The organism is Pseudonocardia yunnanensis, assembly GCF_039534065.1.
GTDB classification, from domain to species: Bacteria; Actinomycetota; Actinomycetes; order Mycobacteriales; family Pseudonocardiaceae; genus Pseudonocardia; species Pseudonocardia yunnanensis.
Window position 1 is genome coordinate 175,854 of record NZ_BAAAUS010000002.1, and the last position, 18,912, is coordinate 194,765.

Here is an 18,912-nt window from a genome sequence, read left to right on the forward strand (position 1 = left end):
ATGCCTAGCGTCAGGAGCCGTGAGGATCGTGGTGTCGCGCGTTGACGAGTTCCCGCCGGGCGAACGCCGGATCGTGCAGGCGGGCCGGCGCTCGATCGGCGTGTTCCGGGTCGGCGACAGCTTCTATGCGATCAACAACTACTGCCCCCACCAGGGCGGCCCGCTGTGTCTGGGCCGCACGAAGCCGTGGGTCAGCTCGACCGGTCCCGGCGACTACGCGATGGCCGAGCAGGAGGCACTGGTCGCCTGCCCGTGGCACGGCTGGGAGTACGACCTCGCCACCGGCCAGTCCTTCCTCGGACCGGGCGAACCCCCCGCCCGGACGTACGAGGTGTCGGTCGAGGCGAGCGGGACCGACGCTGCACCCGTAGCCAGCGGGACCGGGCCGCCGACCGGGGGGCGGCAGCCCGGTCCCTTCGTCGCCGAGACGTTCCCGGTGCACGTCGAGGACGCCTATGTCGTGGTCGACACGAGCCCGCGCGCGCAGGCGGCGGGCACCCCCGGAGGTGAGCGATGACCAGCACGGCACTGCCCGCCCAGGTCGGCCGCACGGCGACCAGGGCCGGGCACACGATCGTCGACAGCGACATCCACCCGCACGCGCCTGCCCCGCAGATCCGCGCGCGGCTCGCGCAGCGGCACCAGGCGCGGTGGGACATGTTCGCCAGCCGCGTGCCCGGGCCGCCCGAGATCTATCCGCGCGTCCGCAACTCCGGCTTCCGGCTCGACTCGTGGCCCGACGGCGGCTTCCCGGGCAGCGACCTGCAGATGGTGCGCGACCAACTGCTCGACGAGTACGAGGTGGACCACGGGATCCTGATCCCGCTCCAGGGACACAGCTGGGGCGTGGAGGAGCCCGAGTACGCGGCGGCGCTGTGCCACGCGCTCAACGACTGGCAGGCCGACGAGTGGCTCTCTCCCGAGCCGCGCCTGCGCAGCTCGATCGCGATCTCGCACGAGGCACCCGACCTCGCCGCGGAGGAGATCCGGCTGCGCGCGGGCGACCCGCGGTTCGTCCAGGTTCTGGTGTCGACCGGCGGTGAGCACGGGTTCGGGCGCAGGCACTACTGGCCGATCTACGAAGCGGCCGCCGAGGCCGGGCTGCCGATCGCGGCGCACACCGGCGGCCTGGAGCAGCACCGTGGCGCGGGCTGGCCCTCGTTCTACCTCGAGGAACACGTGTGGAACGGCAACACGATGGCCTCGTTGATCATGAGCATGCTCTGTGAAGGAGTGTTCGACCGGTTCCCGTCCCTGCAGGTGGCCTGCATCGAAGGCGGGATCGCCTGGGCCGGGCCGCTGATGTGGTCTCTCGACGACGCCTGGACGCAGCTGCGCGCCGACGTGCCGCACCTGCGCAAGCCGCCGTCGGAGTACATCCGCGAGCACTTCTGGTTCACCACCCAGCCCATCGAGGAACCGGACGACCCCACGCACCTGGAGATCGCGCTGGCGCACATCGGGATGGACGACCGGATCATGTTCGCGTCCGACTACCCGCACTGGGACTTCGACTCGCCGCGCCACGCCCCGCGGTTGTTCCCGGCGGCGTTGCGCCGTTCGATCATGGGGTCCAACGCCTGCCGGCTCTACGGTCTGCCCGAGCGGGAGCAGGAGCAGTCGCGATGACCGCCGCACCTGTCGCGACGAGCACCGTCGACACCGATGTGCACTGCGCACCTGCCACGCTCGGCGATCTCCTGCCCTACCTGGAGCCGTACTGGCGCACGTACATCCAGGACGGCGGGGTGTTCCTCTCGCCCACGCAGGGTGGTGCGTACCCGCCGAAGGCGCCCACCAGCGCCACGCCTGCCGCCCGCGCAGCCGGTACCTTCCCGGCCACCACGGTGGACGAGCTGCGCACCGGACTGCTCGACCCCGCCGGCCTGAACACCGCGCTGTTGAACTGCACCACCTCGTTCCACTGCAACCGCAACCCGTACTACGAGGCCGCGCTCACACGGGCGATCAACGACTGGCTGGTAGCGGAGTGGCTCGACCGGGACGACCGGCTGCGGGCGAGCATGGTCGTGCCGACGCTCGACACCGAGGCCGCGGTGGCGGAGATCGAGCGGATCGGCAGCCATCCCGGGTTCGTGCAGGTCCTGCTGCCCGTCCGCACGGACGTCCCGTGGGGCAACAAGCGCAACCACCCGCTGCTGCAGGCGGCCGCGGCCCACGACCTGGTGGTCGGCCTGCACGCGTGGGGCCGGATCGGCAACGCGCCGACCTCGACCGGGATCACGCACACCTACCTCGAGGACTACCTCGGCAACTCCCAGATCATCGTGCAGGCGCAGGTGACGAGCCTGGTCACCGAGGGCGTCTTCGCGCGGGTGCCGCAGCTGCGCGTGGTGCTGGCCGAGTGCGGGTTCTCCTGGCTGCCGACGCTGCTGTGGCGCTTCGACAAGGACTGGAAGGGCGTCTGGCGCGAGGTGCCGTGGCTCGACGAGCGGCCCTCGGAGGTGGTGCGCCGGCACATGCGGCTGACCACGTCCCCCGCGCATCTGCCGCGCGACCCCGGCCAGGTCCGTCAGGCCCTGGACCTGCTCGATGCGGGCACGATGCTCGTGTACGCCAGTGACCACCCGCACGACCACGGCGACGGCGGTGAGCGACTGCTCGCCGCGCTGACCGACGACGAGCGGGAGCGCGTGCTCGGGGGCAACGCGAGCGACTGGTACCGGCTCGACCGGTGATCTTCGACGGCTGGGCGACCACCGACGTCACCACCCCGGCGGGGGCACGCATCCGGGTGCGTACGGCCGGAAGCGGACCGCCGGTGCTGCTGCTGCACGGCTACCCGCAGACCTCGGCCATGTGGCACCGCGTCGCGCCCGGCCTCGCCGAGGCCCACACGGTGGTCGCCGCCGACCTGCGCGGTTACGGCGACAGCACTGCGCCGTCCGGCTCGGCCGAGGACCCCGCGGCATTCGGCAAGCGCGCCATGGCCGCCGATCAGCTCGCGGTGATGGCCGCCTTGGGGTTCGCGCGGTTCGCCGTGGTGGGGCACGACCGGGGTGCGCGCTGCGCCTACCGCCTCGCTCTCGACCACCCGGAGGCGGTGACGGCGCTCGCCGTCCTCGACATCCTGCCGACCGCCGACGTGTTCGCGAGCGTCGATGCGGCGTTCGCCCGCTCGGCGTGGCACTGGTTCTTCCTCGCGCAGCCCGGGGACCTGCCCGAGCGCCTCATCGCGGCCGATCCGGACGCGTTCTTCCTCCGCGGCACCGACGGCGTCTTCACCGATGAGGCACGTGCCGCCTACCGCGCGGCATATCGGCGGCCCGAGGTCGTCCATGCGATGTGCCAGGACTACCGCGCGGGCGCGACCGTCGACGTCGCGGACGACGAGGCCGATCGGGGCCGGCGGCAGATCGCGTGTCCGACCCTCGTGCTCTGGGGGCGCCGTGGCCCGCTCGGCCGCGTACCCGACGTGCTCGACGTGTGGCGGCGCTGGGCCCCGCAGGCGGCGGGGGAGCAGCTGGAGTGCGGGCACTACCTCGCCGAGGAGTGCCCGGCCGAGACGCTCGCCGCGCTGCGCGACCTCCTGCGGTCGTCCTGTTCTTAGGTCATCCGTCTCGTTGACCTGGCGCGGTTCGGCGCCGTTAATGGTGGACGTGGGCAGAGGAGCCGGGCGATGACGCGTGCACCGGTGTCCCTGGCCAACCTCGACCTGAACCTGCTGGTGTTCCTGCGCGAGCTGCTGCGCGAGCGGAACGTGACGCGGGCGGCCCAGCGGATCGGGGTCACCCAGTCCGCGGCGAGCGCCGCGCTCTCCCGGCTGCGCCGCCACTTCGGTGACGAACTGCTCGTGCGCAACCGTGGCGGCTACCTGCTCTCCCCGCTCGCGGTGCAGCTGGCCGACCAGGTCGAGCCGGTGTGCACGAGCATGGAACGGCTGTTCTCCACGAGCCCGGAGTTCCGCCCCGAGGAGTCCGACCGGGAGTTCACGCTGCTCGTGCCCGACTACGTGCTCGCGGCGTTCGGGGAACGGCTCTCGCGCGAGCTGTACGCGGCGGCTCCGCGGGCCCGGCTGCACGTACAGGTCGTGAAGCAGGCTCTGCCTGCCGACATCGTGGACACGCTGCGCGTGCTGGACGGGATCGTCTCGGCCCCCGGCATCGCACTGCGCGCGCCCGGCATCCGCAGCATGGAGCTCTTCCGGGACCGCTGGGTGTGTGTCGTCGCGGCCGACAACCCGGTGGCCGACGGGCCCGGCGGGAGCCTCGCGCTGGCCGACCTCCAGCGGCTCCCGTGGGTCGTCCCCCACCACCCCGACGGCGGTTACCCGGCGACCTTCCCGCTCGCCCCGCTGATCGCCCGGCTGCACGAGCCTCCGCGCGTGGCCGTCCGGGTGGACAGCTACCAGGCCACCCCGTACTTCGTCGCGGGCACCGACCGCGTGGCCGTCATGCAACGACGGCTCGCCGCGCTGTTCGCCGACCGGCCCGACCTGCGCGTGCTGGAGTGCCCGGGCGAACCGCCACCGATCGTCGAGACGCTGTGGTGGCACGAGAAGCACGACGAGGACGACGCGCACCGCTGGTTCCGTGAGGTCACGGCGCGTGCGGCGCGGGAACCTGAGCCCGTCGTCCGCACAGCCCGGCCCGACCACTTCACCCTCGAGTCGCCCAGCGCGGCGCCGGAACGGAGGAGCTCGTGACCCAGGTGATCGAACCGACCGCCCACGTGCAGACGGACCTGTACGTGGACGGCGCGACGGTGCCCGCCGAGCAGACTTTGCGCGTGGCCGACCCGGCCCAGCCGTCGGCGACGGTCGGGTACGCCGCGGCCGCCACCCGCGGGCAGGCCCTCGACGCCGTGGCCGCCGCGGACCGGGCCTTCCCGGCGTGGGTGGCGCTCGGCGCGGGGGAGCGTGCGGAGCTGATCCGCGGCGCGATCGGTGGGCTCGCCGAGCACCGCGGCGCCGACGCGGAGATCCTGACCAGGGAGAACGGGAAGATCCTGCAGGAGTCCACGATCGACCTGATCGTGTTCGACCACCGCGTCGAGCTGGCCGTCGCGGCCGTCGACGAGGTGGGCACGACCTCCCGGCTGTCCGGGCCGCCGTACGACACGGAGGTCGGGTACGTCCCGCTCGGTGTCGTCACGATCATCGTGCCGTTCAACTGGCCGCTGGCGATCCTCGCCGCGTCGCTGCCACAGGCCCTGCTGGCCGGCAACACGGTCGTCGTCAAGCCGCCGCCGTCCGCTCCGCTCGCGACCACGCGGGTCGTGCAGCGGGTCGCCGCGGCACTGCCGCCCGGCGTGCTCAACGTGGTGACGGGCGACGACGCGGAGATCGGGGCGGCGCTCGTGAGCGACGAACGCGTCGCCAAGGTCTGCTTCACGGGCAGCCCGGCCGGTGGCAGGCGGATCATGGCGATGGCCGCGGAGACGCTCACGCGGGTCGCGTTGGAGCTGGGCGGCAACGATCCGGCACTGGTGCTCGACGACGCCGTGCTGGACGACGCAGCGCTCGACCGGCTCGTCTCCGGCACGTTCGACTCGACCGGCCAGATCTGCATGGCGATCAAACGGCTGTACGTGCACAGGTCGCGCTACGCCGAGGTCGTCGACGGCATGTCGGCCCGGCTCGCGAACCAGGTGCTCGGCCACGGCCTCGATCCCGCCACCACGATGGGGCCGCTGCACACGGCGCGACAGCGCGACTTCGTGGCCGAACTGGTGGCGCAGGCCCGCGTGGCGGGTGCCGAGGTGCGCGAGTTCGGCAGCGCCCCGGATGACCGCTTCTCGTACGGGCACTTCCTGCGCCCGAGCCTGGTGCTCGACCCACCGTCGGACGCCCGGGTGGTGACGGAGGAACAGTTCGGTCCGACCCTGCCGATCATCCCGTTCGACTCCGACGACGAGGCGATCGCCGCCGCCAACGACACGTGGGCGGGGCTCTGCTCGTCGGTGTGGACGTCCGACCGGGATCGCGCCGCCCGGGTGGCCGCCCGCCTGCGCAGCGGCTACACGTTCGTCGACGCGCACGGGGCTCCGTGGCTCGACGAGCGGGCGCCGTTCGGCGGGCTCAAGGGCAGCGGCATGGGACGGGAGATGGGTGTGGAAGGCCTGCGCGAGTTCATGGACACCCACTCGGTGGCGTTCCCCAGCAAGTGAGGGATCCGTGGGGGCCGGACGCGACCGGTCCCCACGGATCCTTCACCTCAGTCCTGAACCACGCCCGCAGCCGGCTCCGCATCGGCTGCGGCCTGCACCGGAACCCGGATGACCAGCGCCGCCACCAGGCTCGCCGCGCACAGCAGCGCGAGGTAGAGCGCGATCGGCACCCAGGACCCGGTGGCCGCGAGGAGGCCGACGGCCGCGAGCGGGGTGACCGCGCCACCGACCATGCCGCCGAGTTGGTAGGCGATCGACGCCCCGCTGTAGCGCACGCGGGCGTCGAAGAGCTCGGTGAACAGGCCGCCCTGTGCTCCCGCCATGATCGCCTGCACCACGCCCGCCACCATGAACGCCAGGAGCGCCGCGGCCGCGCTGCCCGTGTTGACCAGCAGGAAGAGTGGGAACGCCCACAGGACGGCAGTGGCGGCACCGATCACGTACACCCGCTTGGCGCCCCACCGGTCGGCGCAGAGCGCCGCGACGTAGATCCCCGCGATCCACAGCACGGTGGAGAGCAGGATCAGCGTGAGCAGGGTGGTGCGGTCGAAGCCGACCACGCTCGTGCCGTAGTTCAGCATGTAGACCATCACCGTGTAGCCGACCGCGGGCGGCGCGATGGCCGCCACGCTGGCCAGCAGCACCGTGCCCGGGCGCTCCCGGAACAGCGTGGCCACGGGCATCCTGGTGACCTGCTGCTTCTCCTGCACGTTCCGGAACTCCGGGCTCTCGGAGAGCCTGCGGCGCACCACCATCCCGACGATCAGCAGCGCGATGCTGAGCAGGAACGGGATCCGCCATCCCCACGCGGCGAAGTCCTCGTCGGGGAGGCCGGCGATGGCGAGGAATGCCAGGTTCGACGTGAGCAGGCCGATGGGGACGCCGAACTGGGCGAAGCTGCCGAACAGCGCGCGCTGCCGCGGCGAGGCGTGCTCGGTGGCGACGAGGACTGCGCCGCCCCACTCACCGCCCACGCCGAATCCCTGCACCAGCCGCAGGAGGATCAGCAGGAGCGGGGCCGCCACACCGATCGCCGCGTACGTCGGGAGCACGCCGATCAGGAACGTGGAGAGTCCGGTCATCATCAGGGTGAGCACCAGCATGGCCTTGCGCCCGATGCGGTCACCGAAGTGGCCGATCACGGCACCGCCGAGCGGGCGGGCGATGAACCCGACGGCGAACGTGCCGAACGCCGCGAGCGTGCCGGCCAGGGGCGAGAACGACGGGTAGAAGAGCGCTCCGAACACGAGCGCCGAGGCCGTCCCGAAGATGTAGTAGTCGTACCACTCGATCGAGGTACCGACACAGCTGGCGAGCAGCAGTGATCTCCTGCTGGGGGTCGGGTTGGCCACGGATGCACCTTCCGCGCGGGGGTCGAGGATGTCGGTGAGGAGTAAATAGCTCACTGGCGCAGTCGTCGTCGGACCGTTGCCTCCGTACGAATGGGACGGATGTCGCACATCCGTACTGAAGCGGGCAACAGCGGTTTCGTGAGCCGGAAGGGCAGATTACGGACACGAGATCCCTTCCGGGACGCGAAAGCCGTATGGCCGCTGTCACATCGCGCGGCGCATCGTGAGTGTTCGCAGCGGACGCGCGGTCGCGGTCCCTGCGATCACGACGTCCACAGCGGACACCCGGCTTGCCGCCTCGTGCGGCCCCGCGCAGACCCCTGGAGCCGAAATGAGCATGACGACGCGCGCCGCGATCTGCCGCGAGGCGGGCAGCCCGTGGGAGATCGCCGAGCTGGAGCTGGACGAGCCACGCGCGAACGAGGTGCGGATCCGCATCGAGGTCGCCGGGCTGTGCCACTCCGACGACCACGTCCAGAAGGGCGCTGCGCGGATGCGCTTCCCGGTGGTCGGCGGCCACGAGGGGGCCGGCGTCGTCGAAGCCGTGGGGGAGGGCGTCACGCGGGTGGCCGTCGGGGACCACGTGGTGTGCGCCTTCATCCCGGCCTGCGGCACCTGCCGCTACTGCTCCACCGGTCGCCAGAACCTCTGCGACGCCGGGAAGAACGCGTCCACGGGCGAGTTCGCCGACGGGACCTTCCGGTTCCACCTCGACGGCGAGGACGTCGGTGGGATGTGCGTGCTCGGCACGTTCTCCCAGCACCTGGTCGTCTCCGAGTACTCCTGCATCCCGATCCCGGACGACATCCCGTTCGACGTCGCCGCCCTGGTGGGCTGCGGCGTGCCGACCGGATGGGGATCGGCGGTGCACGCGGCAGGCGTGCGGCCCGGGCAGACCGTGGTGATCTACGGCGCGGGCGGCGTCGGCAGCAATGCGGTGCAGGGCGCCCGGTACGCCGGCGCGAAGAACGTGGTGGTCGTCGACCCGGTGCCGTTCAAGCGGGACATGGCCAAGGTGTTCGGGGCGACCCACACCTTCGCCGACGCCGCCGCGGCTCGCGAGTTCGTGGTCGAGACCACGTGGGGCGAGCTCGCCGACCACGCGATCATCACGGTCGGCGTGCTGCACGACGAGGTCATCGACCAGGCGATCCAGGTGGTCGGCAAGAGCGGCCAGGTGACGATCACCGCGGTCGGCAACGGATCGATCGACCACAACCCCGGCCCGTTCATCGGCTTCCAACGGCGGGTGCAGGGCGCGATCTTCGGCGGCTGCAACCCGCTGTTCGACGTCCCCCGGCTGCTGGGGCTCTACCGGTCCGGTGACCTCAAGCTCGACGAGCTGATCACCCGCCGGTACCGGCTCGAGGAGATCAACGAGGGCTACCAGGACATGCTGGACGGCAAGAACGTCCGCGGTGTGATCCTCCTCGAGCACTGAGCGTCATGGCCGGCCACGAGGGAGTGCGGCTGCGCGTGCTGATGGAGCCGCGTCACGGCTCGCGCTACGAGGAGATCCTGGCGCTGGCCCTGGCGACCGAGCACGCCGGGTTCGACGCGTTCTTCCGCTCCGACCACCTGCTCGGTGTCGACCCGAACGACCCCACCTACCGCCCGACCGACTGCTGGACCACGCTCGGCGGCCTGGCCCGCGAGACGTCACGGGTGCGGCTCGGGGCGCTGGTCGGCGCGGCGACGTTCCGCGCGCCCGGCCTGCTCGCCACGATCGTCGCCTCGGTCGACGAGATGAGCGGCGGCCGGGTGGAGCTGGGCCTGGGCACCGGGTGGTTCGCCCGGGAGCACGCGGCCTTCGGCATCCCGTTCCCGCCGACCGGCGAGCGGTTCGACCGGCTGGAGGAGCAGCTGGCGATCATCACGGGCCTGTGGCGCACACCGACCGGCGACGACGCCGGGTTCTCGTTCGAGGGCTCCCACTACCGCGTCGAGGCCAACCGCACCCCGCCGCGCCCGGCCCAGGGCCCGCACCCGCCGGTCATCATCGGCGGCAGCGGACCGCGGCGCACGCCGGCCATCGCCGCGCGCTACGCCGACGAGTTCAACGGGGCACTGACGATCGGGGACGCCTCCGGTGAGCAACTGCGGGAGCGCTTCGCGGTGTTCGCGCGGGCGTGCGAGGCGATCGGCCGCGATCCGGACGAGGCACGCCGCTCCGCGGTGCTCCCCGTCGCCTGCGGCGTGACGCCGGCGCAGGCGCAGCGGCGGGCTGCCGTGATGGGTTCGGAGCTGATGCGCTCGACCGCTGCCATCGGTTCGCCCGCCGAGGTCACCGAGCGGATCGCCGCGCTGGCCGACGCCGGAGCGGACACCGTCTACCTGCACATCTATGACATCCACGACCTGGACCACATCGCACTGATCGGCGCTGAGGTCCTCCCGCACGTCACGAGCACACCGGAGAGGACGGGCGCCCGATGACACCGAGCAACCAGGGCAGCATCACCACCCGCGCCGCGATCGCGCGGCAGCCGCACACCGGCTGGGAGCTGACCGAGCTGACGCTCGACGCCCCGAAGTCCCACGAGGTCCGCGTCCGCTTCCATGCCGCGGGCCTCTGCCACTCCGACGACCACATCACGCAGGGCGACGCGCCGGTGCGGTTCCCGATCGTCGGCGGCCACGAGGGCGCAGGCGTGGTCGAGTCGGTGGGCCCGGACGTGCGCCGGGTCAAGCCCGGCGACCGGATCGTCTGCTCCTACATCCCGGCGTGCGGCGCGTGCCGGCCGTGCTCGACGGGCCACCAGAACATGTGCGTCAAGGGCCTGAACGCCGGCACCGGCATGTTCCTCGACGGCACCTTCCGGTTCCACCGCGGTGAGGAGGACCTGGGCGGGTTCTGCACGGTCGGCTCGTTCTCGCAGTACGCGGTGGTGTCGGAGTGGGCCTGCATCCCGCTGCCGGACGACATCCCGTTCGAGATCGGTGCGCTGGTGGGCTGCGGAGTGCCGACGGGCTGGGGCTCCGCGGTGTACGCGGCGGGCGTGCGGGCCGGGGAGACAGTCGTGATCTACGGCGCAGGCGGCGTCGGGAGCAACGCGGTGCAGGGCGCCCGCTATGCCGGGGCGAAGAACGTGGTGGTCGTGGACCCGGTCGCGTTCAAGCGGGACATGGCGAAGGTCTTCGGTGCCACCCACACGTTCGCCGACGCCCGCGAGGCGCACGACTTCGTGGTGGACACGACGTGGGGGCAGCTCGCCGACCACGCGATCTGCACGCCGGGCGTGCTCACGGCCGAGATCGTGGACGCCGCGATGCAGGTGGTCGGCAAGGCCGGGAAGGTGACGATCACCGCGGCGGGCAAGCTCGGCGAGCGCGCGGTCAAGGTGCACGCCGGCCTCATGATCATGTACCAGCGGCAGGTGCGCGGAGCCCTGTTCGGTGACTGCAACCCGCTCTACGACGTGCCGAGGCTGCTGCGGCTCTACCGGTCCGGTGACCTCAAGCTCGACGAGCTGATCACCCGCCGGTACACGCTCGAGGAGCTGAACGCGGGCTACCAGGACATGAACGACGGCAAGAACATCCGCGGCGTCCTCGTCCACGAGCGCTGAGGAGCACCGTGGTGCCACCGAGCTTCACCGCACCCGAGGACCGCGAGGCCGTCACCGAGGTGCTGCGCGCGCAGTTGGAAGGGCTGGCTGCGCGGTCGCCGTTCTACGCGGACCTGTTCGCGGAGCACGGCGTCACGGCTGCCGCGTTCGCGTCCCTCGACGACCTGCGCAAGCTGCCGTTCAGTACCAAGCAGATGCTGCGCGACTCCCAGGCCGCGGCGCCACCTCTGGGCCGCCACGCGGGCGTGGACATGACCGAGGTCATCCGCGTGCACGCCTCCACCGGCACCACCGGACGGCCCAGCTGGGTCGGGGTGACCCGGCGGGACGCGGCCGCGTGGACGGACATGGTGGCCCGCGCCTTCCGCACGATGGGCGCAGCCCGTGAGGACGTGGTGCTGCACGCGGCCGGTCTCACGCTCTTCGTCGGCGGCCTCCCGATCCGCGACGCGCTGGAGCGGATCGGGGCCACACTGATCCCGATCGGTACGGGCGCCTCGGAGAAGGCGGTGCTCGCGCTGGAGACCCTCGGGGTCACGGCGCTGCACTCCACGCCGTCCTATGCGCGCTACCTCGCCGACCACCTGCGAGCGCAGGGCCGCGACCCGAAGGAGTTCGGCCTGCGCAAGATCTTCGTCGGCGGCGAGCCGGGTGGGGGAGAGCCCGCGTTCCGGGCGCACGTCGAGCAGGAGTGGGGCGCACCGGTCACGGAGGGCCTGGGCAACGCCGACATGGCGCCGGTGCTCTTCGGTGAGGCACCGGGCAGCGGGGGAATGCGGTTCACCGGCGGCCGGCACGTGGTCGTCGAGCTGGTCGATCCCGAGACCGGCGAACCCGTCGACCCGGAACCGGGTGCGACCGGCGAGCTCGTCTACACGTCCGTCGACCGTGAGTGCTGTCCGCTGGTGCGCTTCCGCACCCGTGACCGGGTGATCGTCACCGGGCTCTCCGCCGACGGGGAGCCGTTGATCCGCTGCGTCGGGCGCACCGACGACATGCTCATCGTGCTCGGAGTGAACGTGTTCCCCTCCGCCGTGCGCGACCTCGTGCAGACACTGCACCCGCGCACCACCGGGGCGGTGCAGATCGTGCTCCCGCAGCAGGGCCCGCGGGTCGAGCCCCCGCTGCAGGTGGAGGCCGAGTGGGGCGAACCCGGTTCCGACCACGAGCAGCTCGGCCGGGAGATCGAGTCGCTGATCCGGTCCCGGCTCTCGGTGCGGGCCGCGGTGACGCTCGTCCCGCCCGGGTCGATCGAGCGCTCCCAGATGAAGTCCCGCCTGACCCGCCTGGCGAACTGACGACGGAGGCGCACGTGCCGAACGCGATCCTCGACCCCACCGGGCGCGCACCCGCACCCGCGGCCACCTCCGCGGCAGAGCCGCGCGCGGCCCGTCGTCCCGACCTCGCGGGGGCGCGGGTGGGCCTGCTCGAGAACACCAAGCAGAACGCCGCGCTGTTGCTCCAGGAGGTCGCGAACCTGCTCGTGGCCGAGCACGGGGCGGCAGGTGTGGTGCTGATGCGCACCAAACAGGCGTTCGCCTTGCCCGCGCCCGACGAGCTCGTGGCCGAGTACGCGGCGGCCTGCGACGTGGTGGTCACCGGGGTCGGTGACTGCGGCTCGTGCAGCGCGTCCGCGGTGGCCGACGGGGTGCTCTTCGAGGCCGCGGGCCTACCCGCGGCCGTGATCTGCAGCGATGCGTTCGTCGCCACCGCGGACGCGATGGCAGCGCTGCGCGGTGCGCCCGGCTACCGGTACGTCACCACCGAGCACCCGGTGGCCGTGCTGACACCGCAGCAGGTGCAGGAGCGCGCGAAGCACGTCGTGTCCGGGGTGGTCGCGCTCCTGACGGAGGCGCGCTCGTGAGCGAGCTGGATCCCGACGCCGCGCAGGCGGCGATCGAGCACTGCTACGAGCAGGGTTGGTCCGACGGGCTGCCCCTGGTCCCGGCGACGCGCCCGCTGGTGGACCGCTTCCTCGCCACCGCCCCGCGGCCGGCGGACGAGGTGATCGGCGTGCTCCCGCAGCTCGACCGCGCGGTCACCGTGGAGCTGGCGGCGATCAACGCCGCGATGGCGGGCTGCCGCCCGGAGTACTTCCCCGTGGTGCTCGCCGCGTGGGACGCCCTGGTGCGCGAACGCTCCACGGGCGGCGGGGGCTGGCAGTCCACGAGCGGTCCCGCCCCGTTGATCGTCGTGAACGGTCCGGTGCGCGACGAGCTCGGCTTCAACCGCACGGGCGGGGTGTTCGGCCCCGGGTTCCGGGCGAACGCGACGGTCGCGCGGGCGATCGGGCTGATCGTCCGCAACGTCTACGGGATCCATCCGCACGTCCTGGAGCAGGCAACCCAGGGGCTGCCGGGGCGGTGGTCGATCTGCGTGGCCGAGAACGAGGAGGAGAGCCCCTGGGAGCCGCTGTCGGCCGAGGGCGGGATCCCCGCAGGCACCTCGGCCGTGTCGGCCACCCTGCTGCGCACCTGCGAGTTCGTCGACAACCGGCACACGGGCAGCGCGGAGCAACTGCTCACCGACTTCGCCGACACGATCTCCCGCACCGGTGCGTGGATCTTCCGGCACGCTTCGGCCGGCATCGTCTTCTGCCCGGAACATGCGCAGCTGCTCGCCGGCGCAGGCTTCGACCGCGCGCAGGTGCGGGCATGGCTCGCCGAGCACTGCGGGCGCACCGTGGACGACCTCGCCCGCGTCGGCAAGGACGGTCTCGGCGACAACGGCGTGCGGCACGCGAGCGGGGAACGCCCCGAGGGGTTCGACCGCCTGCTGCCTTCGGCCGATCGCGAACACCTGCTCATCGCGGTGGCCGGCGCCCGCAACGCCGGGATCTCCATGGTCGTGCGGCTCTTCTCGGGCTGGTCAGGGGCTGCGGTGCCGGTGACGGCGCGCACCCTCGTAGGAAGGAGCAGTTGATGGCTGACACCGTCCGCGCCGCCGTGCAGGTCGGCCCCCGCAACATCGAGATCCGCGAGTTCCCGCGCCCGGTGATCGGCCCCGACGACGGGCTCCTACGCGTGGAGGCCAACGGCATCTGCGGCAGCGACGTCGAGGCCTACCGGGGCCACCTGAGGATGGGCCGCGGTGGCGCGGTGGTGCCGGGGCACGAGCCGCTCGGGATCATCGAGGAGATCGGCGAGCGCGCCGCGGAGCGCTGGGGTGTGCAGCCCGGCGACCGGGTGGCGCTCGAGGTGATCGTGCCGTGCCGGTCCTGCCACGACTGCCTCACCGGGCGCTACCAGGCCTGCCGCAACCGCCGCTACGGCCACGGGGTCACCGGCGTGGACGTGGCGCCGAGCCTGTGGGGCGGGCTTGCCGAGCACCTCTACCTCACGCCGGGTGCGGTTCTGCACAAGGTCGACAAGACGCTGCCCGCCGAGCTCGCGGTGATGTTCAACCCGCTCGGCGCCGGCGTGCGCTGGGCGCTGCACCTCGGCGGTGTCGGCATCGGCGACACCGTGCTCGTGCTCGGCGCGGGCCAGCGGGGGATCGCCGCGGTGGTCGCCGCGCGTGCCGCGGGTGCCGGCACCGTCATCGTCACCGGTCTGGAGGCCGACGCCCACAAGCTCGCACTCGCCCGCGAGTTCGGGGCCGACCACACGGTCGTCGTCGACGGCGACGGGGCGCAGGACGTCGTCGAGCGCGTCCGGGAGATCACCGACGGTGCGATGGCCGACGTCGTGCTGGAGCTGACCCCGATGGCCACCGAGCCGGTGACGCACGCGCTGCAGGCGGTCAAGCACGCCGGACGGGTCGTGCTCGCCGGGCTCAAGGGCGGGCGCGAGGTCCCGCTGCGGACCGACCTGATCATCAACAAGGCGATCAACGTGGTCGGGGCCTACGGCGTCGACGCCCGCGGCTACGCAGAGGCGATCGCGATCATCGAGTCCCGCCGCTTCCCGCTGGAGAAGCTGCACACCCACACCTTCGGGCTCGACGACACCGCGCTGGCCATGGAGACCCTCGCAGGCGAGGTGCCGGGCGAGGCGGCGGTGCACGTCTCGGTCCACCCCAACGGTTAGGAACGAGCATGCTGGTCGACGCCCACGCCCACCTGCTGCCTCGCGACTACCCGGCCGACGCCCCGGAATGCTTCCCGCGGATGGAGCCGATCGACGGCGACACCGCACGCACTCTGCTGTTCGGGGCGGTGCGCTTCCGGGCCCGTGACGTGTTCTTCGACGCCGAGCGACGCATCGCTGCACAGGACGTGTCGGGCGTCGACGTCGAGGTGGTCACGCCGATGCCGCCGCTGCTGCGCTACGACCTTCCCGCCGCCGAGGGACTCTCGCTCGCCCGGTACGTCAACGAGTTCGCGGCCACGTTGTGCAGCGCCGACCGCACGCGGCTCGTCGGGTTCGGCATGGTGCCGATGCAGGACCCGGACGCCGCCACGGCGGAGCTGGCGGCGATCCGGGAGCAGGGCCTGCACGGCGTGGAGATCGCCTCGAACGTGCTCGGTGTCTCCATCGGTGACGAGCGGTTCCTCCCGTTCTTCGCCGAGGCGGAGCGCCTCGACCTGCCCGTGTTCGTGCACGCCATGCCCGCCATGACCGACCGGCTGCCGGCGTCGGCGATGGGGACCTACGTCGTGGGCCTCGAAGGCGCGCTGGCCGCCGCGTCGATGATCGCCGGGGGAACCGCAGGCAAGTGCCCGGACCTGCGGATCTCGTTCAGCCACGCGGCAGGCGGGTTCCCGCTGATGCTGCCGAGGGCGCAGTACTTCTGGGGCGGGGCGTGGAACGAGGAGCCCGTCGTGCCCGAACGCGCCATCGCGCACGACGACGGCCCCTCGCCGATCGAGTACGCCCGCCGGTTCTACTACGACTCCCTCGTCTTCGACCGCCGCGCGATCCGGTACCTGATCGACCTGCTCGGCCACGACCGGCTGCTGGTCGGCTCCGACTTCCCGGCCATGCCACGCGAGGACCCCACCGGCCGGACGCTGCGCGGGATGGACCTGCCGGCAGAGGTCCTGGACGCGATCACCGCCGAGAACGCCCTGCGCTGGCTGGGCCTGCCCCCACCATGAACACGGGTCAGGCCGTCAAGGACGCCGAGATCGAGCGGGAGGCCTCCGTCAGGACGGCCGCCAGCTCCCTCGGGCGGGCGTCGTCGGCCTCGACCACCACGGAGATGGCGGCGGCGACCTCCCCGCGAGGGCCCAGCACCGGCACCGCGACCACGATGTCGGGAACGGTGATCTGGCCCCTGGCCACCGCCACCCCGGTCTTGCGCACCAGCGCGAGGCGGCGGCGGAGCTCGTCGGGGTCGACGACGGTCAGCGGACTGAACCGGGTGAGCGGCGAGCTCAGCACCTGCTCCTGCAGCTCGCGGTCGGCGTGGGCGAGCAGCACGAGTCCGGTGCCGGTGGCGTGCATCGGCCAGCGGTCACCGACGTGACTGTCGACGGGTTTGCGCACGCGCGCCCGGATCGCCTCGATGTAGACGACCTCCAGGCCGTCGCGCACGCCGAGGTGGACGTTGCCGAGGGTGGTCTGGTGCAGGTCCTCGAGGTAGGGGAAGGCGGCATCGCGCAGCCCGAGCCCGCGTGGCGCGAGCGCGGAGAGCTCGAGCAGCCGCAGCCCCACGGAGTAGCGCCCGGCGTCGTCGCGCTCCAGCGCGCCCCAGGCGAGCAGCTCGCGGACCAGCCGGTGCGTGGTCGGCAGCGTCAACCCGGCGCGGCGAGAGATCTCGCTGAGTGTGAGTGTTCGATGGGCGGGCCCGAACGCGTCCAGGACGGCGAGCACGCGTCCCGCGGCCGTCCTCCGCGCTCCACCGTCCTCGACGGGGGAACGGGTGGGCCGATGTTCCCCGGTCACGGTCATGTCGCACCTTCCCCCAGCACACCACTGTGGACAGACGGGTCGCGAGCACGCGCTACGGACTCGGCGGCGGGATGAGCCCCTCCCGGATCGCCACCAACGCCGCCTGCGTGCGCGACGAGAGCTGCAGCTTCGTGAGCACGTGACTCACGTGCGTGCGTGCCGTGCGGTCGCTGATGTAGAGCTCGGCGGCGATCTGACGGTTGGACAGACCACGCGCGACGAGGGCCAGAACCGTGCGTTCGCGGGCGGTGAGGGAGGCCAGCCCCGTGGGCGGGGACACCAGCTGGCGGGTCAGCCGGCCCGCCACGGCAGGGTCGAGATGCACCTCGCCGCGGGCGGCCGCGCGGATCGCGGCGGCCACCTCGTCGGGGTCGGCGTCCTTGAGCAGGTAGCCCGCCGCGCCCGCCTGCAGCGCCGCGTACACCCGCTCGACCTCGCCGAAGCTCGTCAGCATCACGACCCGGACGTCCGGATAGGACGCGAGGATCTCCCCGATCGCACTGATCCCGTCCATCTCCGGCATCAGCACGTCCATGAGCACGACCTTCGGCAGCCGATTCTCCGTCGCCAGCCGCCGGAGCTGGACGAGCGCATCCCGGCCGTTGACCGCCTCCGCCACGGCCTCGATCCCGTCGGCGCTCTCCAGGTAGGCCGCGAGCCCGCGGCGCACGACGGCGTGGTCGTCGACGACGAGCACGCCGATCACCTCCTGGCCGGCCACGGACGGCATCACGAGGCACCGTCCGGCAGCGCCACGGGAATCATGACCTCGACCCGGCAGCCCGGTGCGGTGTCGCGGATCTCCATGCGTCCTCCCCATCCGCGGGCCCTCGTCTGCATGGAGACGAGCCCGATCGCCCCCGCCCGCGGTGCCGTGCCGTCCAGTCCGATGCCGTCGTCGGCGACGTCCACGAGGAGCCGGTCGCTCCCGCGGTCGCCGGTGGTGCGCACCCTGATCCGAACCCGTGTCGCTCGCGCGTGCTTCACCACGTTGTGCAGTGCCTCCTGAACGATCCGGTACAGGTCTTCCTGCAGCTCGACCGGCAGCATCTCGAGCTTCTCCGCCGTCTCGACGTCGATCTGGAGCCCCGAGAGCGACTGCACCGACGCGGCGTGGTCCCGGACGGCCCCGGCGAGGCCACGCTCGACCAGCTCCACCGGATGCAGCTGGCTGACGAGGCTCCGCAGGTCGGCGAGTGCGTTCTGGGCGAGTCCGAGCAGCTCGTCGGCGACCGACTGCAGGCGCTCGGGGCTGCTCACCCGGCCGGACGTGACATGGGATCGCAGGGCCTTGGCATGCATCCGCATCGAGAAGACCTGCTGCACCACCGAGTCGTGCAGCTCGCGCGCGAGGCGGGCGCGTTCGGCGAGCTGGGCGTCGTGACGGGAGCGGGCGAGCAGCTCGGCGGAGTCGACGGCCATGGCCGCCTGGTCCGCCATCGCGTCGAGGAACTCCAGGTCGGCGCAGCCGGGAACCTCCCCGGGCTCGTAGTACGCGTTGAGCACACCGAGGGCCCGCCCGCGCACGACGAGCGGGACGGCGACGAAGCAGTCCCACCGCGGAGCGCCCATGATCGCGTGCAGGGGAGCCCAGGCGGGATCCGTGAGCACAGCCACCTTGCGGCGGGGGATCATGATGCGCCGGCGTGTCCGGAACGCCTCGACGAACATCATCCGGGCGCCGAGCCTGCGGCATTCCTCCAGCCGGTCGGCGAAGTCCTCGGCGTCGGTGAACCCTGCTTTGCCCACCACCCGCATGGTGCCGCCCTCCACCTGGAGGATCTGCACGGCGGCGATGTGCTCGGCCTGCACGACCTCGCGGGCCACGACGTCGAGGGTGACGCGCAGCGATGCGGTGTCGGCCACGCTCGACGCGGCACGGGCGATCGCCGCCAGCCGCCGTTGCCCCCGGCGGTCGTCCTCCGACGGCCGGTCCTGTAGAGGGTCGCCACAGACGGGACAGCCCGCGGGCCGGACCTCGCGGCCTGCCAGGCACGCGACTGCCTGCTGCATCACGCCGACTCCTTC

18 protein-coding genes are annotated in these 18,912 nt (G+C 72.3%); 14 read left to right on the top strand and 4 right to left on the bottom strand.

Annotated elements, in window-relative coordinates; genetic code table 11:
- Positions 1 to 19: 19 nt before the first annotated feature.
- From ABD743_RS04395 to ABD743_RS04420, 6 genes are all read left to right on the top strand, one after another.
- Positions 20 to 517, top strand: a complete 498-nt coding sequence (locus ABD743_RS04395) for a Rieske (2Fe-2S) protein (RefSeq protein ID WP_344719102.1) — start codon at positions 20 to 22, stop codon at positions 515 to 517.
- Positions 514 to 1,629, top strand: a complete 1,116-nt coding sequence (locus ABD743_RS04400) for an amidohydrolase family protein (protein ID WP_344719104.1) — start codon at positions 514 to 516, stop codon at positions 1,627 to 1,629. Before ABD743_RS04395 ends, ABD743_RS04400 begins: the two co-directional genes overlap by 4 nt.
- Positions 1,626 to 2,699, top strand: a complete 1,074-nt coding sequence (locus tag ABD743_RS04405) for an amidohydrolase family protein (RefSeq protein ID WP_344719106.1) — start codon at positions 1,626 to 1,628, stop codon at positions 2,697 to 2,699. Before ABD743_RS04400 ends, ABD743_RS04405 begins: the two co-directional genes overlap by 4 nt.
- Positions 2,699 to 3,571 carry an alpha/beta fold hydrolase gene (locus tag ABD743_RS04410; protein ID WP_379659397.1) on the top strand — a complete coding sequence of 291 codons (873 nt, stop codon included), beginning with the start codon at positions 2,699 to 2,701 and terminating at the stop codon, positions 3,569 to 3,571. Before ABD743_RS04405 ends, ABD743_RS04410 begins: the two co-directional genes overlap by 1 nt.
- A gap of 69 nt (positions 3,572 to 3,640) precedes the next feature.
- Positions 3,641 to 4,666, top strand: coding sequence for a LysR family transcriptional regulator (locus ABD743_RS04415; protein ID WP_344719110.1), 1,026 nt, complete (start codon positions 3,641 to 3,643; stop codon positions 4,664 to 4,666).
- Positions 4,663 to 6,129 carry an aldehyde dehydrogenase family protein gene (locus ABD743_RS04420; protein ID WP_344719112.1) on the top strand — a complete coding sequence of 489 codons (1,467 nt, stop codon included), beginning with the start codon at positions 4,663 to 4,665 and terminating at the stop codon, positions 6,127 to 6,129. Before ABD743_RS04415 ends, ABD743_RS04420 begins: the two co-directional genes overlap by 4 nt.
- A 47-nt stretch (positions 6,130 to 6,176) precedes the next feature.
- Here ABD743_RS04420 and ABD743_RS04425 read toward each other — a convergent pair whose 3' ends face one another.
- Positions 6,177 to 7,481, bottom strand: coding sequence for an MFS transporter (locus ABD743_RS04425; protein WP_344719114.1), 1,305 nt, complete (start codon positions 7,479 to 7,481; stop codon positions 6,177 to 6,179).
- A 331-nt stretch (positions 7,482 to 7,812) separates the two neighbouring features.
- On the opposite strand from ABD743_RS04425, the gene ABD743_RS04430 reads away from it, so the two are divergent.
- From ABD743_RS04430 to ABD743_RS04465, 8 genes are read left to right on the top strand one after another with little or no spacing between them, the layout of a single operon-like run.
- Positions 7,813 to 8,922, top strand: a complete 1,110-nt coding sequence (locus tag ABD743_RS04430; protein WP_344719116.1) for an NDMA-dependent alcohol dehydrogenase — start codon at positions 7,813 to 7,815, stop codon at positions 8,920 to 8,922.
- Positions 8,923 to 8,927: 5 nt separating this feature from the next.
- Positions 8,928 to 9,917 (top strand): LLM class F420-dependent oxidoreductase, encoded by a 990-nt coding sequence (locus tag ABD743_RS04435; protein WP_344719118.1) that lies wholly within the window; start codon positions 8,928 to 8,930, stop codon positions 9,915 to 9,917.
- On the top strand, positions 9,914 to 11,050 hold the full coding sequence (locus ABD743_RS04440) for an NDMA-dependent alcohol dehydrogenase (RefSeq protein ID WP_344719120.1): 1,137 nt from the start codon (positions 9,914 to 9,916) through the stop codon (positions 11,048 to 11,050). The genes ABD743_RS04435 and ABD743_RS04440 overlap by 4 nt, the downstream gene beginning before the upstream one ends.
- 8 nt (positions 11,051 to 11,058) lie before the next feature.
- The gene (locus tag ABD743_RS04445) at positions 11,059 to 12,348 is read left to right on the top strand and encodes a phenylacetate--CoA ligase family protein (RefSeq protein WP_344719122.1); all 1,290 of its coding nucleotides are present in this window, start codon (positions 11,059 to 11,061) and stop codon (positions 12,346 to 12,348) included.
- Positions 12,349 to 12,362: 14 nt separating this feature from the next.
- Positions 12,363 to 12,914, top strand: coding sequence for a UGSC family (seleno)protein (locus tag ABD743_RS04450; RefSeq protein WP_344719124.1), 552 nt, complete (start codon positions 12,363 to 12,365; stop codon positions 12,912 to 12,914).
- Entirely contained in the window at positions 12,911 to 13,972 is a 1,062-nt protein-coding gene (locus ABD743_RS04455) for a hypothetical protein (RefSeq protein ID WP_344719126.1), read from the top strand. Before ABD743_RS04450 ends, ABD743_RS04455 begins: the two co-directional genes overlap by 4 nt.
- A complete protein-coding gene (locus ABD743_RS04460) occupies positions 13,972 to 15,078 on the top strand; it encodes a zinc-dependent alcohol dehydrogenase (protein ID WP_344719128.1) in 1,107 nt (368 codons plus the stop codon). Before ABD743_RS04455 ends, ABD743_RS04460 begins: the two co-directional genes overlap by 1 nt.
- 8 nt (positions 15,079 to 15,086) lie before the next feature.
- Positions 15,087 to 16,088 (top strand): amidohydrolase family protein, encoded by a 1,002-nt coding sequence (locus ABD743_RS04465; protein ID WP_344719130.1) that lies wholly within the window; start codon positions 15,087 to 15,089, stop codon positions 16,086 to 16,088.
- Positions 16,089 to 16,095: 7 nt separating this feature from the next.
- Here the strand turns inward: ABD743_RS04465 and ABD743_RS04470 are convergent, their stop codons facing one another.
- The 3 genes from ABD743_RS04470 to ABD743_RS04480 are packed head-to-tail and all read right to left on the bottom strand — an operon-like array spanning position 16,096 to position 18,897.
- The gene (locus ABD743_RS04470) at positions 16,096 to 16,884 is read right to left on the bottom strand and encodes an IclR family transcriptional regulator (RefSeq protein ID WP_344719132.1); all 789 of its coding nucleotides are present in this window, start codon (positions 16,882 to 16,884) and stop codon (positions 16,096 to 16,098) included.
- Between the two features lie 52 nt (positions 16,885 to 16,936).
- The gene (locus ABD743_RS04475; RefSeq protein WP_344719135.1) at positions 16,937 to 17,614 is read right to left on the bottom strand and encodes a response regulator; all 678 of its coding nucleotides are present in this window, start codon (positions 17,612 to 17,614) and stop codon (positions 16,937 to 16,939) included.
- On the bottom strand, positions 17,614 to 18,897 hold the full coding sequence (locus ABD743_RS04480) for a GAF domain-containing sensor histidine kinase (RefSeq protein WP_344719227.1): 1,284 nt from the start codon (positions 18,895 to 18,897) through the stop codon (positions 17,614 to 17,616). The genes ABD743_RS04475 and ABD743_RS04480 overlap by 1 nt, the downstream gene beginning before the upstream one ends.
- Between the last annotated feature and the right edge of the window lie 15 nt (positions 18,898 to 18,912).

Coding starts and splice junctions, on each gene's coding strand:
- ABD743_RS04400 (WP_344719104.1), top strand. CDS start 514: ATGACCAGCACGGCACTGCCCGCCCAGGTCGGCCGCACGGCGACCAGG.
- ABD743_RS04405 (WP_344719106.1), top strand. CDS start 1,626: ATGACCGCCGCACCTGTCGCGACGAGCACCGTCGACACCGATGTGCAC.
- ABD743_RS04415 (WP_344719110.1), top strand. CDS start 3,641: ATGACGCGTGCACCGGTGTCCCTGGCCAACCTCGACCTGAACCTGCTG.
- ABD743_RS04430 (WP_344719116.1), top strand. CDS start 7,813: ATGAGCATGACGACGCGCGCCGCGATCTGCCGCGAGGCGGGCAGCCCG.
- ABD743_RS04435 (WP_344719118.1), top strand. CDS start 8,928: ATGGCCGGCCACGAGGGAGTGCGGCTGCGCGTGCTGATGGAGCCGCGT.
- ABD743_RS04440 (WP_344719120.1), top strand. CDS start 9,914: ATGACACCGAGCAACCAGGGCAGCATCACCACCCGCGCCGCGATCGCG.
- ABD743_RS04460 (WP_344719128.1), top strand. CDS start 13,972: ATGGCTGACACCGTCCGCGCCGCCGTGCAGGTCGGCCCCCGCAACATC.
- ABD743_RS04465 (WP_344719130.1), top strand. CDS start 15,087: ATGCTGGTCGACGCCCACGCCCACCTGCTGCCTCGCGACTACCCGGCC.
- ABD743_RS04470 (WP_344719132.1), bottom strand. CDS start 16,884: ATGACCGTGACCGGGGAACATCGGCCCACCCGTTCCCCCGTCGAGGAC.
- ABD743_RS04475 (WP_344719135.1), bottom strand. CDS start 17,614: ATGCCGTCCGTGGCCGGCCAGGAGGTGATCGGCGTGCTCGTCGTCGAC.
- ABD743_RS04480 (WP_344719227.1), bottom strand. CDS start 18,897: ATGCAGCAGGCAGTCGCGTGCCTGGCAGGCCGCGAGGTCCGGCCCGCG.